Source organism: Actinoplanes sp. NPDC049668 (genome assembly GCF_044465445.1).
Lineage (GTDB): Bacteria > Actinomycetota > Actinomycetes > Mycobacteriales > Micromonosporaceae > Actinoplanes.
The window spans coordinates 565155-580608 of the sequence record NZ_JBITLR010000005.1 but is presented as its reverse complement, the minus strand read 5'-3'; the positions used below and the strand labels follow the sequence as shown (position 1 = coordinate 580608).

14 protein-coding genes are annotated in these 15454 nt (G+C 70.8%); 11 read left to right on the top strand and 3 right to left on the bottom strand.

The annotated features are described in order from the left end of the window. Nucleotides 1–90: 90 nt before the first annotated feature. The 3 genes from ACIBSW_RS23795 to ACIBSW_RS23785 all read right to left on the bottom strand — a co-directional run bounded on the left by ACIBSW_RS23795 (nucleotide 91) and on the right by ACIBSW_RS23785 (nucleotide 7290). Complete coding sequence (locus tag ACIBSW_RS23795; protein WP_354721949.1) at nucleotides 91–729, bottom strand: class I SAM-dependent methyltransferase; 639 nt, start codon at nucleotides 727–729, stop codon at nucleotides 91–93. Nucleotides 730–786: 57 nt separating this feature from the next. After that, the gene (locus ACIBSW_RS23790) at nucleotides 787–2436 is read right to left on the bottom strand and encodes a hypothetical protein (protein ID WP_354721950.1); all 1650 of its coding nucleotides are present in this window, start codon (nucleotides 2434–2436) and stop codon (nucleotides 787–789) included. Between the two features lie 1026 nt (nucleotides 2437–3462). Next, nucleotides 3463–7290 carry a hypothetical protein gene (locus ACIBSW_RS23785; RefSeq protein WP_354721951.1) on the bottom strand — a complete coding sequence of 1276 codons (3828 nt, stop codon included), beginning with the start codon at nucleotides 7288–7290 and terminating at the stop codon, nucleotides 3463–3465. Nucleotides 7291–7415: 125 nt separating this feature from the next. On the opposite strand from ACIBSW_RS23785, the gene ACIBSW_RS23780 reads away from it, so the two are divergent. The 11 genes from ACIBSW_RS23780 to ACIBSW_RS23730 all read left to right on the top strand — a co-directional run bounded on the left by ACIBSW_RS23780 (nucleotide 7416) and on the right by ACIBSW_RS23730 (nucleotide 15454). Next, complete coding sequence (locus ACIBSW_RS23780) at nucleotides 7416–8264, top strand: HAMP domain-containing sensor histidine kinase (RefSeq protein WP_354721952.1); 849 nt, start codon at nucleotides 7416–7418, stop codon at nucleotides 8262–8264. Between the two features lie 249 nt (nucleotides 8265–8513). After that, nucleotides 8514–8705, top strand: a complete 192-nt coding sequence (locus ACIBSW_RS23775) for a hypothetical protein (protein ID WP_354721953.1) — start codon at nucleotides 8514–8516, stop codon at nucleotides 8703–8705. Between the two features lie 292 nt (nucleotides 8706–8997). Beyond that, complete coding sequence (locus ACIBSW_RS23770) at nucleotides 8998–9552, top strand: GNAT family protein (protein WP_354721954.1); 555 nt, start codon at nucleotides 8998–9000, stop codon at nucleotides 9550–9552. A 161-nt stretch (nucleotides 9553–9713) separates the two neighbouring features. Then, complete coding sequence (locus ACIBSW_RS23765; protein ID WP_354721955.1) at nucleotides 9714–10589, top strand: acetyltransferase; 876 nt, start codon at nucleotides 9714–9716, stop codon at nucleotides 10587–10589. Nucleotides 10590–10603: 14 nt separating this feature from the next. Next, nucleotides 10604–11038, top strand: coding sequence for a PaaI family thioesterase (locus tag ACIBSW_RS23760; RefSeq protein WP_354721956.1), 435 nt, complete (start codon nucleotides 10604–10606; stop codon nucleotides 11036–11038). 19 nt (nucleotides 11039–11057) lie between these two features. Further along, nucleotides 11058–11618, top strand: coding sequence for a hypothetical protein (locus tag ACIBSW_RS23755; protein ID WP_354721957.1), 561 nt, complete (start codon nucleotides 11058–11060; stop codon nucleotides 11616–11618). A 22-nt stretch (nucleotides 11619–11640) separates the two neighbouring features. Continuing rightward, nucleotides 11641–12996 (top strand): serine hydrolase domain-containing protein, encoded by a 1356-nt coding sequence (locus ACIBSW_RS23750; protein WP_354721958.1) that lies wholly within the window; start codon nucleotides 11641–11643, stop codon nucleotides 12994–12996. Nucleotides 12997–13043: 47 nt separating this feature from the next. Next, nucleotides 13044–13277: a hypothetical protein gene (locus tag ACIBSW_RS23745; RefSeq protein WP_184994653.1), complete on the top strand. Its 234-nt coding sequence runs from the start codon at nucleotides 13044–13046 to the stop codon at nucleotides 13275–13277. Continuing rightward, complete coding sequence (locus ACIBSW_RS23740; protein WP_354721959.1) at nucleotides 13274–13744, top strand: Clp protease N-terminal domain-containing protein; 471 nt, start codon at nucleotides 13274–13276, stop codon at nucleotides 13742–13744. The genes ACIBSW_RS23745 and ACIBSW_RS23740 overlap by 4 nt, the downstream gene beginning before the upstream one ends. Next, on the top strand, nucleotides 13734–14609 hold the full coding sequence (locus tag ACIBSW_RS23735) for an ABC transporter ATP-binding protein (RefSeq protein ID WP_354721960.1): 876 nt from the start codon (nucleotides 13734–13736) through the stop codon (nucleotides 14607–14609). The genes ACIBSW_RS23740 and ACIBSW_RS23735 overlap by 11 nt, the downstream gene beginning before the upstream one ends. Then, a complete protein-coding gene (locus tag ACIBSW_RS23730) occupies nucleotides 14606–15454 on the top strand; it encodes an ABC transporter permease (protein WP_354721961.1) in 849 nt (282 codons plus the stop codon). Before ACIBSW_RS23735 ends, ACIBSW_RS23730 begins: the two co-directional genes overlap by 4 nt.

Genomic DNA, 15454 nt, shown 5'->3' with positions numbered 1-15454 from the left:
CGTCAACGCTCGTCGGGAAAAGGACCAACAGCTGGACCGTACGGTTGCATCGGGTCTCCGACTTTCCGAGAATCCGCTGCTGCCGGTTACTCAGTCGCCGTCGGGGCGACGCAGGGTCAAGGACTGGAAGCGGTAATCGCCACCGGTGTCGACCGGATGGAAGTCAACCACGTCGAACCGCGCGGTGGCGGCGAAGCCGAGCAGCTGTTCGTCGGTTCGCGATGAGAAGAAGCGTGGCGGCACGTGCTGGTCATCGTCGATCGGGCCCTCGGTGCTCTCGCTGCCGCCGTACACCCCGACGAAGAGGAGGCCGCCGGGACGCAGGACGGCCCGGATGGCGGCCAGGACCGCCGGCAGGTCGTGGTTGGGCACGTGCAGCAGGCAGTTCATCGCGAACACCGCGTCGAAGGAGCCGGGCGGGAAGTCAAGGTGCAGGAAGTCCATCACGTGGGCCTCGATGCCCTTGGCCCGGCAGTGCTCGACCATCACCGGCGACAGGTCGGCCGCGACGACGTCAAGGCCCTCCCGCTGGAAGAAGGCGCTGTCCTGCCCGGTGCCCGCACCGATCTCCAGCAGCCGCGCACCCGATGCCAGACGGTCCCGGAACGCCTGACGCTCCGCCAGCTTCCACGGTTGCTTGGTAAGCCCGTCGCGCCAGGCCGCGCGGGTGTCGTACGCCTGGCGCAGCGGATCGAGAACCTCGTCATATCGGACGTTCATGTCGATCATTATCTGCGCACTCGGCGGGGCGTGAACAGGGTCCCTGTCAGTCGCGGGCCTTTCGCGTCATCGAATGGTGAGGGTTCTGCTGGTGGCCGAGGACGGCTTGCCGTAGGCATCGCCGGCGAACTTGACGACGAGGTGGTACTGCACCTTCTTGCTTGCCGCGACGAGGCCGATGTAGTAGACGCCGGAAGCGTCGAGAGTGAAGACCTTCGTCTGCAGCGTCTGCCACTTGTCGCCGGACTTGGCCTGCAGCACGGCGGTGATCTTCCGGCGGGCCACAGGTGAGGACACGGCCACCTTGATGACGACGTTCTTCTTGTCGTGGAAGTAGGCGACCTTCTTCACCGTCTTGTACTGACCGGTGACGGTGACCCCGGTGGTCGTGATGGTCTTGTAGGCGGCCTTGGCGGACGACGGTTTGTTGCTGTCGTCGCCGTCGTAGTAGGCGGTGACCAACCCTCCGGCCGGTGCCGGAATATCGACTGTCGCGGCGCCGGCCGAGTTCGTCTTGGCGGTCACGGTGAGGTTACCCGCCGGGCTGGTGCGGACGAACCGGACCGTGACGCCCGAGTGGCCGACCACGGTGGCGGTCGCGCGGACCTTGGCGCCGGCCTTCGCGGGCTGAACGAGCGTCAGCCTGGTGGTCGTCACGGCTGGGGCCGGGATCGTCTCGAAGCCCCTGGCGAGGTAGTAGACGTGCGGCTGTGCGGCACGTCCGGTGAAGTCGTCGAGGATCGAGTAGAGCCGCGAGTCGTCGGCAGACCAGGTCAAGGTTCCGGAGACCGGCGCCGGGCGGTTGTAGGCGGCCTTCGGATGGGCGTTGCCCGAGAGGACCTCGGTGCCCGCGACGACGTCGAACGCGACGATGTTGCCGCCCGGCCCGTAGGTGCTGTCGACCCCGCCACCGATCATGGTGCCGCCGTTGGAGTAGGCGACGTCGGCCGGGTACGCGCCCGTGTCGAACGACCCGGCCACGGTCAAGGTGGCGGCGTCGTACTGCGCCAGGTAGTACGGAGAGCCGGCAGCCGTGGCGACCTTCTTGCCGTCGGGGCTGACGGAGACCCGGGCGAGGAAACCGCCGGTGTCCTTCCGCGCCAGCTCGGTGACGGTGGCCCCTTCGACGGAGTAGGTGTGGACCGGGCCGCTGCTGATACCGCCGACGCCCGCGACGAGCGTGTTCCCGGCACCGTCGAGCAGCGGAGCGGAGTACATGCCGGCGGTCTTCACGGTCTGAAGGTCGGTGCCGCCGGCGGCGTCGACCGAGCCGATGGTGCCGTCCCACTGGTCGCAGCCGGCGCCGTAGAACAGGCGGGAGCCGGCGAACGCGAGGTGGACCGGGCATTCACCGGTCGTGTACCGGGCCACCTCGGTCAGAGTGCCGGTGTCGATGACGGCGATGGCGCCGGCCTGGCTGAGCGCGACATAGACCCGGTCACCGGACGGCGACGCCAGGACGTCACGTGCCCCGAACATCCCGGTGACGCTCTTCTGCGTGACTCCGTCGGTGCCGAGGACGGCGACGGTGTTGCCGTCGGAGACGAACAGCCGCCCGTTCGCGGCCGTCATGCTCTTGGGCGCGGCCAGCGTCGTGGGTTTCGTGAGGGTGTCGGTCACGGCGGCCGCTTGTGCCGGCGCGGCCGCGATCAGGATGGCGGCGACAGTGCTGGCGGTGGCCAGTGCGGCAGCTGCCGGGTGTGAGCTCAGGGGCATCGAGTCGGGTCCTTCGTCAGTCGCGGACGTGCCGTTCGACGATCGGCAGCGGATGGTCCGCGCTTAGCAGAACCGGCCAACGTCACGGCGACGGACTACAACATAACTGTCATTATGGTGTAGCCGAAATTTTGTCCGTTTTCAACCTCGGACCGATTATCGGATTACCGATAATCGCAATCCAGCAATTGACGCGATGGTCGCCACGCGGGGGGCGCGGTAAGAAACGTGTCACCAGATCCAAACCGCGGTGATCATGGCGTACGAGAAGACCCAGGCCTACCCGGACGCCGTCGAGCAGGCCCGTGCCGAGCATGAGCAACATGCTGGTGACGGCCTTCCCGCGATCGTGTGGCCGCGGCCCGCCCGCGTGCTCGACTCGCTGGAGTTGCTGGCGTACAAGATCGTCCCCTCGCCGGGCCGGAAACAGGGCGCTGAGCCCTGCTCAACGCGGCGACCAGCCCCGACGCCACGGCCGGTGGCTACTATGGCCCCCGCGGGGCCTGGTCGGCCCGGCCAAGGCCGTGTCGCTGCCGCGCCCGATGCTTCGGCGGGTGGTGCACGACGACTCCTCGACTTCGCGGCGATCAGCGAGGAACGTGCCGGCGCAGATGCCTGCTTCGCGGCGGCCCGGGTGCTCGTCGCGGCCAAATCCCGCGCTCATCTTCGTCTACGTCTCCGGCGGCACGGATAGCACCGAACAAGGCCGTAGCCGCTGGGCCCGCGTCAAGGGACGCACCGAGAACGCGATCATCGCGACCTCTCCGAACGGTTACGCGCTGCGGCCCGGCTTCGTCCGGCCGGTACACGGCAAGCGGTCCAAGACGCCGGCATACCGGTTCGTCAACGCCAGCCCTTCCCGCGATCGCCCGGATACTGCGCCTGCTGCGACTCTCGGCCGTCTTCATGACCGGTACGGCGGAGCTCGGACAGGTTGCGCCTCGCCCGCCACGGCCATCCACACCAGGTCCAGGAAAACCGGGACATCGTCGTTGCCGGACAGGTCGCCAGTCAAGGGCTGAGACCTCAGCGTGCTGGCTGAGGGCAGGCTTGCACGTCAGATTCTGCTGATGGCAGGTACGTCTTGCGTTCGCCAGGGGTGAGATCACGTCTGAGATTGCTACAGATGAGGTCGATTGCTGCGGCTGGTGTCAAACCGGCGTTTGCCCAGACCCGTACAGTTTTGTCCCCGCCTACGCTGGCTAGGTGGTACCCGTCCGGGCTGTACGCCAGCGCGTACACGGTTTTGGTGTGGCCGGTCAGGGTGCGCGGTTTCCCGGTGTCGAGGTCCCAGACCCGCACCGTCATGTCGCCGCTGGCACTGGCCAGGTAACGCCCGTCCGGGCTGTATGCCACCGCGTGCACCTTGTCGGTGTGGCCGGCCAGGATGCGCGATTCTCCCGTGTCGAGGTCCCAGACCCGCACCGTCCCGTCACCGCTGGCACTGGCCAGATGCCGTCGGTCCGGGCTGTATGCCACCGCGTGCACCTTGTCGGTGTGGCCGGCCAGGATGCGCGATTCTCCCGTGTCGAGGTCCCAGACCCGCACCGTCATGTCGCTGCCGGCACTGGCCAGATGGCGCCCGTCCGGGCTGTACGCCACCGCGAACACCCAACCGGTGTGGCCGGCCAGGATGCGCGATTCTCCCGTGTCGAGATTCCAGACCCGCACCGTCATGTCGTAGCCGGCACTGGCCAGATGCCGTCGGTCCGGGCTGTACGCCACCGCGTGCACCGAGTCGGTGTGGCCGGCCAGGGTGCGCGGTTTCCCGGTGTCGAGGTCCCAGACCCGCACCGTCTTGTCACCGCTGGCACTGGCCAGGTAACGCCCGTCCGGGCTGTACGCCACCGTGAACACCTTGTCGGTGTGGCCGGCCAGGATGCGCGATTCTCCCGTGTCGAGATTCCAGACCCGCACCGTCTTGTCGCTGCCGGCACTGGCCAGATGGCGCCCGTCCGGGCTGTACGCCACCGTGAACACAGAGTCGGTGTGGCCGGCCAGGGTGCGCGGTTTCCCGGTGTCGAGGTCCCAGACCCGCACCGTCATGTCGCTGCCGGCACTGGCCAGATGCCGTCGGTCCGGGCTGTACGCCACCGCGTACACCCAACCGGGGTGGCTGGCCAGGATGCGCGATTCTCCCGTGTCGAGGTCCCAGACCCGCACCGTCTTGTCGCTGCTGGCACTGGCCAGATGCCGCCCGTCCGGGCTGTACGCCACCGCGGACACCTCGTTGGTGTGGCCGGCCAGGATCCGCGGTTTCCCGGTGTCGAGATTCCAGACCCGCACCGTCCGGTCGAAGCCGGCACTGGCCAGGCGATGCCCGTCCGGGCTGTACGCCACCGCGAACACCTTGTCCGTGTGGCCGGCCAGGATCCGCGATTCTCCCGCGTCGAGGTCCCAGACCCGCACCGTCATGTCGCGGCCGGCACTGGCCAGGTACTGCCCGTCCGGGCTGTACGCCACCGCGAACACCGAGTCGGTGTGGCCGGCCAGGGTGCGCGGTTTCCCGGTGTCGAGATTCCAGACCCGCACCGTCCCGTCACCGCCGGCACTGGCCAGGTAACGCCCGTCCGGGCTGTACGCCACCGCGTACACCCAACCGTTGTGGGTCAGGGGCCGTGATACTCCGGTGTCGAGGTCCCAGACCCGCACCGTCTTGTCGCCGCTGGCACTGGCCAGATGCCGCCCGTCCGGGCTGTACGCCACCGCGTACACGTCTTTGGTGTGGCCGGCCATGGTACGCGATTTCCCGGTGTCGAGGTCCCAGACCCGCACAGTCTTGTTATCGCCGCCGCTGGCCAGGTGATGCCCGTCCGGGCTGTACGCCACCACCTTCGGCCATGTGTTGGTGTGGCCGGTCAGAGTACGGACGATGGGCTGGGCGACCGCGGTGTAAATACTGTCGACGGCTTCATCCGTAGGGCTGATGCGGTAGGCCTCCACGCTGAGCAGATCGGCCAGGTCCGGGTTACGGGGCAGGATGGCAGTCGACTGCGCGGCAAGCTGCCGGGACAAAGCCATCCTTTGGGCGTCGACTGCTCTGTGCCGCTGCCAGGTCGCGACGCCCGCGGCTGCAAGGGCGACGGCGAGCAGGCAGGCCAGGACCGCGTTCAACCGTCGGGTCCGCCGGGCTCGGGCCTGCTGATTGTCCTGGCTGGCCCGAAGAAACGCGGCGATGCCGCAGGGCAGCGACCGGTGGGCCGACCAGTCGATGCCTTCGGCAAGGTCGCTGCCGTGCAGCAGGTCGTCGGGGGTTGGGTGCCGTACCCAGTGGCGGTGCCGTTCGTCGGTGCGGCGTAGCCAGTCCTGGAAGCGGTGGTCGCGATCCACCCACTCGCGAAGCAGTGGCCAGTCACGGATCACCGCGTCGTGAACCAGTTCCGCCACCGGCGTCCTGACCTCATGCGAACTGTCCGGATCCGGTCCGGTGGTGTGGCCCGCCGGAAGGGTACGGGTGGTGACGATTCGATGCCCGGTCAGGATGGCCAGCACCCGGTCGACCGTCGATTCGCCCGCCGGCTCCGGGGTATCGGTAACACTCGGACCGACCAGTTGCCGAAGGGTGTCCACCGGGACCTGCTGCCGGACGGCAGGTACCCCGCGCTCGGTGTCGGCGGGGCGCACCAGCGCGGTCAGCACCTGTTCGGCGCATTTCCTCTCCGGCGGGGACAGTTGCTCGATGGCCGCGGTGCACCAGGTCGTCAGCGCGCCGCGGACACCGCCGATGCGCTCGTAGGCGTCGCGGGTCAGCCGGGTACCGGCGCGGCGTTCCCACACCTGATACAAGGTCAACTCCAGCAGCGGCAGGACCGTGACCGGCACACACCGGGTGGTGCTCGTGTCGTAGCCGGCCAGCACGTCAGCGACGATCCGCTCCGGCAGCCCGGTCTCCCACACCAGCCCCGCCGTCCGCGCGGGTTCGACGATGATCTCCCGCAACTGCTCCACGCTCAGCACGGCGGGCAGGTCCACCAGCGTCAGCCCGGCGCGGAGCTCGGGGGCCTGCGCCGCCAGCTGGGGATAGAAATCGTCGCGCATGACCAGCACCAGCGTCACCCCGGGCATGCCAAGAACCGCGGTCAGCTGCGCAAGCGTCCCGCAGCGGATCTGTTCAAGATCGGGATTGGCCAGCGGGGTGAGTAGCTCCTCGAACTGGTCGATGACCAGCAGCAGCCGGCACTGCGGCGGCTGCCCCGCCAGCCGCCGGCCCAGGGCCTCCGGCAGCGACGTGCCAGCACCGGACAGGCCGGCGCGTTCCAGCTCGGCGGGCAGGTTCTGCCTCGGCCGGACGGACACCCGCAGCCACCGGTCGCTGCCCGGCAGCGCGCCATGGCCCAGCGCGGGCAGCACCGCGGCGTTCACCAGCGACGACTTACCCGCCCCGGACGGGCCCAACAGCAGCACGGCCGGCCGTTGGGTGTTCAGCACGGCCAGCACCTGATCGACCGCGGCTTGGCGGCCGTGGAACCAGAGCGCGTCGTCCACGCTGAACGCCTCCAACCTCCGGTACGGGTCTCCCGCACTCGTCGGCAGCGCCTCCCGGGCGGCGACATCGGCCAACATCCGGGTGTGCGCGTCTCGCCACTGCTGCAGGTCCGGTTCCGAGCCGGTGCCGGCATGCCGCACACACGCCAGAACAAACGTCTCCACGAACATTCGATCCGGGAGCGCCGTACCGGCCAGCTTCGCATGGATCGCGGAGTTCGACTGGGGCGAGCCGAGCTTGCCGAACAGCCGTTCCAGCTCCCGGAACGACGGATTGCCGCACTCGATCCGGAGCTGCTTCAGCCGTTCCTTGAACGCCGCGACCGGGTCGGCAACCTCACCGGTCTCGTCGACCGACGCCTCCGCCACACAGAAAACCGTAGTCGACCGCTGACCAGGGCGTCCGCAAACCGTTCAGGTATCTCGACGGGCACCCCGTGGACAGCTGACATGGGCTCCACCAGCCCGCAACACCCGCCTTCGGGGAGTCCCTCTTGATCATCCAGCTGATCGCGCTGCTCGACTACGGTGACGCCGCTCGCACCGCTGGCCGCCTGTTCTGCGCCGCCCGCAATCTCATCGCCACCCTCGTCCTGCTCGCGTTCCGCCCGGCCCGACGCCGCGACGCCGCTGCCGTCACGACCGGCACGCTCGACGGACGCAGCGACGCGGAACACGTGTCGGAGCTTCGGGCGCTGATGAGCATGGCCTCGCATGATCTGAAGAACCCGCTCGCCAGCGTCACCGCGCACGTGGAGATGCTCCGGGCGGACTACGGCGCGCTGGGCGACGATTTCCAGCGCGACCTCGCCGCCATCGAACGCGGCCTGGGCCGAATTAGCCGGCTGACCCAAGAACTGCTCGACTACGCCCGGGCAGAGCAGGCCCTCGACCTGGGCCCCACCTCGCTGGACGACCTGGCCAGGGACATCATCACCGATCACGTCACCACCACCGGCACCGCCCGGGTCACGGTGACCGGGACACTGCCGACCGTGATGGCAGACGCCGCGCTTCTCCGACATGTCCTGGACAACCTGATCGGCAACGCGATCAAGTACACGCCGGCCGGCGCCGTACCCGAGGTCGACATTCTCGCCCGCACGCTGCCCGACGGCACCATCCGCATCGAAGTAGCCGACCGCGGCATCGGCATCCCGACGACCGACTACCGGAAGATCTTTGACGCATTCCACCGGTGCGCCAACAGCAGCGGATACCCCGGCACCGGCCTGGGCCTCAACATCTGCCAACGCATCATCGAACGCCACGGCGGCCAGATCGGGGTAGCAGACAACCCCGGCGGCGGCAGCCGCTTCTGGCTCACCTTGACGTCGTCATAGCTGTGGTCCACAGGTTCGGGGAGTCGACGATCATTGCCCGCAGGGCCATAAGGCCAGCTTGCAAGCGCACGGGAATACCTGCTCAGGGGCGCGGACAGCGGGGACATCGTCCGCGCGGTGCTCACCGTCGCCCGCGGCGACGCCCGCTGGATCATGGACTTCTTCACCGGCGCCCAAGGACTTCGTCCGCGGTGGCGTCGGTGAAGACGGACGTGCCGGGAGCGCGGGGCAGGCGATATCCTCGTAGGTATGACTGAGCCCGGCCCCGACCTTCGGGACGACATGACGGCGATGCTCGCCGCCGCCGGCATCACCGTGACCGAGCAGGGCAAGGCCCGCGCACGCGAGCAGCTGGACGCGGCCGCCGCACGGCGGACCCCGGAACGGCGGGAAGCGATGCGCGCCCGGATCGGGCTGCCGCCTGCCGCCGACGCGGCGTGAGCGACGACGATCGGCAGGTTCGGCTGGTCCTGGACACCTCTGCGATCGTCGCGTTCACCCGCGCCTCGACGCGGCCACCGCCGCGGTGATCGCCATCGACTACGACGCCGCGGTGCTCACCAGCCGGCCCGGCCACTACGCCGGACTCGACGTCGGCGGGCTCGTCATCCCGATTGAGGAGTGACGTCGGCCCGATGCCGGCACTGCGCAGGCCGTGCCGGACTATCACCGCCACGACGAACCGTTCACACGATCGGGATTCCGTCCGCGAACGCCGCTAACATCGACCGGCATGAAGGAACACGCAGAGGTTCGGCTGCGGCCGGTGGTGGAGTCGGACCTGGGGATGTTTCGGCGGTTTCTGACCGAGCCGTTTCTGATCGGGCTGGACTGGGCCGGGTTCCAGGACGCGCAGCGGCCGGCCCGCCGGTTCGCCCAGGACGGGTTTCTCGGCGAGGAGGACGGCCGGCTCATTCCCGAGGTGCGGGGTCAGGTGTGTGGGCTGCTGAGCCACCGGCAGGGCCTCTACGGCGGCACGGCCAAGTACTGGGAGATCGGCATCGTGCTGCTGCCGGAATGGCGCGGCCAGGGCATCGGCTGGCGGGCGCAGGCGCTGTTGAGCGACTACCTGTTCAGCCACACCCCGGCGCAGCGGATACAGGCCGGCACCCACGCCGAGAACACCGCCGAGCAGAAGTCGCTGGTCAAGGCCGGCTTCCAGCTGGAGGGCGTGGTGCGGGCGTGCGAGTTCCGGGCCGGGGCGTGGCGCGACGGACACCTGTACAGCCGGCTGCGCGACGACCCGGCGCCCGTGGTCACGCCGCTGCCGGATCATCCGGCGACCTGAGCGGTCCACTGCGGATTGCCTCGTGGGCGATCCTCTAATAGGTTTCATCCACGCCGACGAGCTGGAAGGAGGTCAGAACGCCATGTCCGATGTTCTGCGCCCCTCCCGCGTACCGGCGTCCTCGCGGGCCTGAGCGGGCGCTCGCCCCGAAGGATCACGCCATGGCCGACCTGGTCATCCGCCCGCTCGTCGCGGGCGAGGAAAACCTGTTCACCTCCATGACCGACCCGCTGCCCGGCGTGCCCAGGATCGGGTACGCCGACGGGATCGCCGGCGGCGGCTACCGGCCGGAACGCACCTGGGTCGCCCTGCGCGGCGGCCAGGTGGTCGGGCGCGCCGCCTGGGTTCTGCCGCCGGGCGCCGTCGGCCGCCCGTGGCTGGAGTGGTTCGACCTGGACGCCGAGCCGGAGGTGGGTGCCGAGCTGCTGCGGGCCGCGCACGCGGCGCTCGGCGGTCCGACGCTCTATTACGCCGCGGTGCCGCCGAGCTGGCGGGACGAGCCGGCGGTCGTGCCGCCGATGGCGGCCGCGCGGCTCGCGGGGCTGGTCGAGCAGGGCGAGCGGATCCGCTTCGCCTGTACCGGTATGCCGGGGGCGGTGTCGCCGGGCCGGTACACCTTCCGGCCCGCCACCGACCGGGCGGAGATCGGCACCCTGGTCGCCCGGATCGCCACGCCGCAGATCCTGACCGGGGCGGAGACGGCCAGGGCGGTGGCCGGCGTCGACCTCGGCACCGACCCGTTGGCCTGGCTCTCCGGCCCGCCGCAGACCTGGCGGGTCGCCCTGCGCGACGCGGAACCGGTCGGGCTGGCCGCGGCCGCGGGCGACGCCTGCTACCCGATGATCGCCTATCTTGGGCTCACCGACCCGGACGCGCTGGGCGCCCTGCTCGCCGATGTCGTCGCGGTCCTGCGCGACGGCGGGGCCCGCGAGGTGGTGGCGGACGCGGACGCGTACCGCACGGGGGTGACCGCCGGGCTGGAGCGGGCCGGCTTCCGGCCGGTGCGGGCCCGGATCACCTTCACGCCAGCCGGATGATCGAGGGGGAATGAATGGAACAGGCGAGCGCGGAGGTCCGCGAACGCATCGAGGCCAGCTTCGCGCGGCAGGGCCTGATGCGTCACCTCGGTGCCCGGTTGACCGAGATCGCGCCGGGGCGGGTGCGCATCGCCCTGGACCGCCGGCCGGAGGTCACCCAGCAGCACGGCTACATCCATGCCGGTGCCACCAGTGCCATCGCCGACAGCGCCGGCGGCTACGCGGCCCTCACGTTGTTTCCGCTGGACGCCGACGTGCTGACGGTCGAGTACAAGGTCAACCTGCTGGCGCCCGCGGTGGGCGATCACGTCGAAGCGGTCGGCACCGTCCTGAAGTCCGGCAGGACCCTGACCATCTGCCGGCTGGAGGTGTTCAGCATCCAGGACGGTCAACGGGCGCTCGTGGTCGCCGGCCAGCAGACGTTGTTCCGCCTGGCGGAGGAGAGATGAATCTGCTTCACTTCCGATCGTGAAGCGGGAGATCGTCGCCGGGAGCGTGCTGGCCGTGGCGCTGGGCGTGGGCGGCTGGGCCTCGACGAACACGGACGGCTCCGACGGCGCGTCGACCATGCCCATGGTGGTGGGTGCGGACGTGCCCGAGGCGGAGTTGGTGCAAGGCGCCCTGTTCATCGAGCTGGACCAGGATGCGGTGTTGGTGCCGGCCGCCCGCCCCGCCGGACTGAAACAGATGGGCACCGCCGGGACCGCCGACGGTGCCCACGTGGTGTATTTCTGGCCGAAGACGACCGGCGTCGAGGTGTTCGCCCTCTTCGACGACGAGCCGGTGGCGATGTGCGCGGGCGGCGAGAACGACGTCGACGACGACAGCGGCCTGCTGTGTGTGCGTAACGGCAAGGTCGGTGACCGTCATGTCGCGATCTACTTCAGCGCCGACGGCGACACCGCCGAGTACTCCACCGCGGCCGTCGAGAAGATGCGTGAATTCTGGGCCACCACACCGCTGGTCGCCCCCTCCGCCGCACCGTGGTTCACCGAGCTGACCGCCCGCGGCCACGCCGCCGAGGGGTAGGTCCGCGGGTACGGTCGTCGATATGACGCTGCTACCGGATCTTCAGGAATGGGTCGATCGGGCCGCCGGGCGACACGGGGTGCCGGGGGCCGCGGTGGCCGTCGGGATGGGGGATCGGCTGGCCGAGGCGGCCACCGGGGTGGTCAATCTGGACACCGGGGTGGCGGCCACCACCGACAGCCTGTTCCAGATCGGGTCGGTCACCAAGGTCTGGACGGCCGCCCTGGTGATGCAGCTCGCCGAGGAGGGGCTGGTCGATCTCGACGCGCCGGTCCGCAAGTACCTGCCCGAGTTCGGGGTGCTGGACGCCGCCGCCTCGGAGAGCGTCACCGTGCGGCAGCTGCTGTCGCACACCGGCGGGTTCGACGGGGACCTGTTCGAGGACACCGGGCGCGGGGACGACGCCGTCGACAAGCTCGTCGCGTTCATGCGCGGCAACGCCCGGCAGCTCAGCGCGCCGGGTGAGCTGTTCTCCTACTGCAACGCCGGCTACTGCGTGCTGGGCGCCCTGGTCGCCAGGCTGCGCGGGCGCACCTGGGAGGCCGCCACGCGGGAGCTGCTGATCGAGCCGCTCGGCGCGCGGCACATGGCGCTCTACGCCGAGGACGCGATCATGTTCCGGGCCGCGGTGGGGCACGTCGGCGAGCCGCCACGGCCGTCGCCCCGGCGGCTGCTGCCGCGGTCGAACGCGCCGGCCGGGTCCACGCTGAGCGCGGCGCCGCGCGACCTCGTGCGGTGGGGGCGGATGCTGCTGGCCGACGGCGTGGCCGAGGACGGGACGCGGGTGCTGCCCGCGGGGACTTTCGCCGGGATGTGCCGGCCGCAGGTCACGCTGCCGCGCCTGGGCGGGCGGTCCGCGGTCGCCTGGGGCCTCGGTCTGATGCTCTTCGACTGGGACGGCCGGCGCCTGGTCGGCCACGACGGCGGCGTCCCGGGCCAGACCACGCTCTGGCGCGTCCTGCCCGACCGCGGCCTGGTGCTCGCCGTCCACGCGAACGGCGGCCGCGTCGCGGCCTTCATCGACGAGGTGCTGGCACAGATCCTGTCGGCCGCGGCCGGTATCCGCCTGCCGTCGCCGGTGATGCCGCCGGCCGCGCCGGTGCCGTTCCGGCCGGAGACCTTCGCGGGGACCTACGTCGCACCGAACGTCACCTACGAGGTGACGGCCGACGCCGACGGGCTGGAGATCACCGACACCCCGCACGGCCTCTCGGCGCAGTTCGGGGAGGCCGGCACGACCGCCCGCTACGTCCACGCCGGCGACGACCGCTTCGTCGGCGTCGAGCCCGCCGACGGGGTGCACCCGCTGATCGCCTTCCTCCGGGACGGGCGCTTCCTCTACAACATGCGCGCCGTACCCCGCGCCACGGACCTATAAGCAACCCAAGTTGACTAGCGACCAGTTAAGCAACTACGGTTGCTTACATGTCCGTGGAGATTTCCGCATCTGGAGAGGTCGCCGACCGGCTCGCGGCCGTCGGCGCGCTGCGACGGCTGGCCGACCGGCTGGAGGATGCCGCCGTCGAGGAGGCCATGCGGTCCGGCTGGGGCTGGCCGCAGGTGGCCGAGGCGCTGGGCGTGACCCGCCAGGCGGTTTACAAGAAGCACGCCAAGCGGCTCATCGCCGCCGGCGTCGCGCTGAGGAGGCGCTCGGGATGAGCAGTTTCGACCACTACCTCGCCGCGCTGCTCGCGGTTGCCGCCGAGGAGGCGCGCGACGAGGGATCGGCGACGATCGAGGCGCATCACCTGCTGCTCGCGATCGCCCGGCAGGGAGCGCCCGTGCTGGCGGCGGCCCGGCTCGATCACGCGGCGGTGCGCGCCGCGCTCGACGACGAGTTCGCGCGCAGCCTCGCCGCCGCCGGGGTCCGCGTCGAGGGGATACCGCGGGCGACGCCGCTGCCGGCGGGGTCGCCGCAGCTGGGCGCCACGGCGAAGGCGGCGCTGGAGCGGGGCTTCGCGCACGCGCGGCGCAAGAGCGACTGCCGGCCCGGGCACGTGCTGCTCGGCGTCCTGCTCACCCAGGTCGGCACGGTGCCGCGGGCGCTCGAGATCGCCGGTGCCGACCAGGCGGGAATGGCCGAGGACGTACGCCGCGAGCTCGCCGGTGGCGGCGATGACCGCTGACGACGTCGTGGTCGACGTGGCCGGCCTGCGGATGCGGTACGGGACGACCGACGCGCTGCACGACGTCACGTTCCAGGTCCGGCGTGGCGAGGTGCTGGCGCTGCTCGGGCCGAACGGGGCCGGCAAGAGCACCACGATCGAGATCCTGGAGGGCTTCCGGGCCCGGTCGGCGGGGCACGTCGAGGTGCTCGGCGCCGACCCGGCGCGCGCCGGCGAGGACTGGCGGGCCCGCGTCGGCGTGGTGCTGCAGTCCTGGCGCGACCACGGCAAGTGGCGGGTCCGCGAGCTGCTGGCGCAGGTCGCCGCCTACTACACCGGATATACGACGCCCTGGGATCCCGACGAGCTGGCCGCCGCGGTCGGGCTGGCCGGGCAGGCCGACCAGAAGATCCGGACGCTCTCCGGCGGCCAGCGCCGGCGCCTCGACGTCGCGCTCGGCATCGTGGGCCGGCCCGAGGTGCTCTTCCTGGACGAGCCGACGGTCGGCTTCGACCCGGCGGCCCGGCACGACTTCCACGATCTCGTGCGCGGGCTGGCCGCCGGGCACCGCACCACGATCCTGCTCACCACCCACGACCTCGACGAGGCCGAGCGGCTGGCCGGCCGAATCCTGGTGCTCGACGGCGGCCGGGTCATCGGCGACGGTACCGCCGAGGAGCTGGCCCGCCGGATCGCCGGCCGCGACGAGGTGCGCTGGTCGCTGCGCGGCGAGCGGTTCAGCCGGCCGACCGACGAGCCGGCCCGGCTGGTGCACCAGCTCTACCGCGACCACGGCGGCGACCTGCGGGACCTTGAGGTACGCCGGGCGTCGCTGGAAGCGACCTACCTGTCCCTGGTGGGACGCGCGGAAGGAGCACTGCGGTGAGCCCGGTACGCAGCGCGCTACGGGCCGGCCGCTCGCGTGGCCTGCTCGAGCTGCGGCAGTCGGTCACCAACGGCGGCGACCTGTTCAACCACTTCTTCTGGCCGGTGCTCATGCTGGTCACCCTGTGGTTCCTGCGCGACCGGCAGTTCGGGACGGGTGATCTCCCGCTCGGCGCCCTGGTCCTGCCGAGCATCCTCGGCATGAACACGGCCATGGCCATGGTGAGCATGAGTCAGCAGCTGACCGCCGACCGCGAGGACGGCACCCTGCTGCGCGCCAAGGCCACGCCCAACGGCGTGCTCGGCTACCTGACCGGCAAGCTGATCTCGGTCTCCGGCGGCCTGCTCATCGACCTGGCGATCTTCCTGCTGCCCGCGCTGCTCCTGGTGCGCGGGCTGGCCGTGGACCGGCCCGCCGCCTGGCTGGGGCTGCTCGGGGTGCTGGCGCTGGGACTGGTGGCCACGCTGCCGGCCGGCGCGGTGCTCGGCTCGGTCTTCACCAGCGCGCGCAGCCAGGGCCTGCTGACCCTGCCGGTCCTCGCGGTGATCGCGATCTCCGGCGTCTTCTACCCGATCACCGTGCTGCCGGGATGGCTGCAGGCGGTGGCGCAGGCCTTCCCGGTCTACTGGCTCGGGCTGGGCATGCGGTCGGCGCTGCTGCCGCCCGGCGCGGTCGCCGTCGAGATCGGCGAGTCCTGGCGGCACCTGGAGACGGCGGCGGTGCTGGGCGCCTGGGCCGTGGCGGGGCTGCTGATCGCCCCGCTGGTGCTGCGCCGGATGGCCCGCCGCGAGTCCGGCTCCAGCGTCGCGGAACGCCGGGACCGGGCCCTGCGGCGGGTCGGCTGA

Excerpts from the sequence above, each read along its gene's own strand:
- ACIBSW_RS23775 (WP_354721953.1), top strand. The coding sequence starts at position 8,514 with ATGACTGAGCCCGGCCCCGACCTTCGGGACGACATGACGGCGATGCTC.
- ACIBSW_RS23795 (WP_354721949.1), bottom strand. The coding sequence starts at position 729 with ATGATCGACATGAACGTCCGATATGACGAGGTTCTCGATCCGCTGCGC.
- ACIBSW_RS23735 (WP_354721960.1), top strand. The coding sequence starts at position 13,734 with ATGACCGCTGACGACGTCGTGGTCGACGTGGCCGGCCTGCGGATGCGG.
- ACIBSW_RS23790 (WP_354721950.1), bottom strand. The coding sequence starts at position 2,436 with ATGCCCCTGAGCTCACACCCGGCAGCTGCCGCACTGGCCACCGCCAGC.
- ACIBSW_RS23770 (WP_354721954.1), top strand. The coding sequence starts at position 8,998 with ATGAAGGAACACGCAGAGGTTCGGCTGCGGCCGGTGGTGGAGTCGGAC.
- ACIBSW_RS23765 (WP_354721955.1), top strand. The coding sequence starts at position 9,714 with ATGGCCGACCTGGTCATCCGCCCGCTCGTCGCGGGCGAGGAAAACCTG.
- ACIBSW_RS23750 (WP_354721958.1), top strand. The coding sequence starts at position 11,641 with ATGACGCTGCTACCGGATCTTCAGGAATGGGTCGATCGGGCCGCCGGG.
- ACIBSW_RS23760 (WP_354721956.1), top strand. The coding sequence starts at position 10,604 with ATGGAACAGGCGAGCGCGGAGGTCCGCGAACGCATCGAGGCCAGCTTC.
- ACIBSW_RS23745 (WP_184994653.1), top strand. The coding sequence starts at position 13,044 with ATGTCCGTGGAGATTTCCGCATCTGGAGAGGTCGCCGACCGGCTCGCG.
- ACIBSW_RS23740 (WP_354721959.1), top strand. The coding sequence starts at position 13,274 with ATGAGCAGTTTCGACCACTACCTCGCCGCGCTGCTCGCGGTTGCCGCC.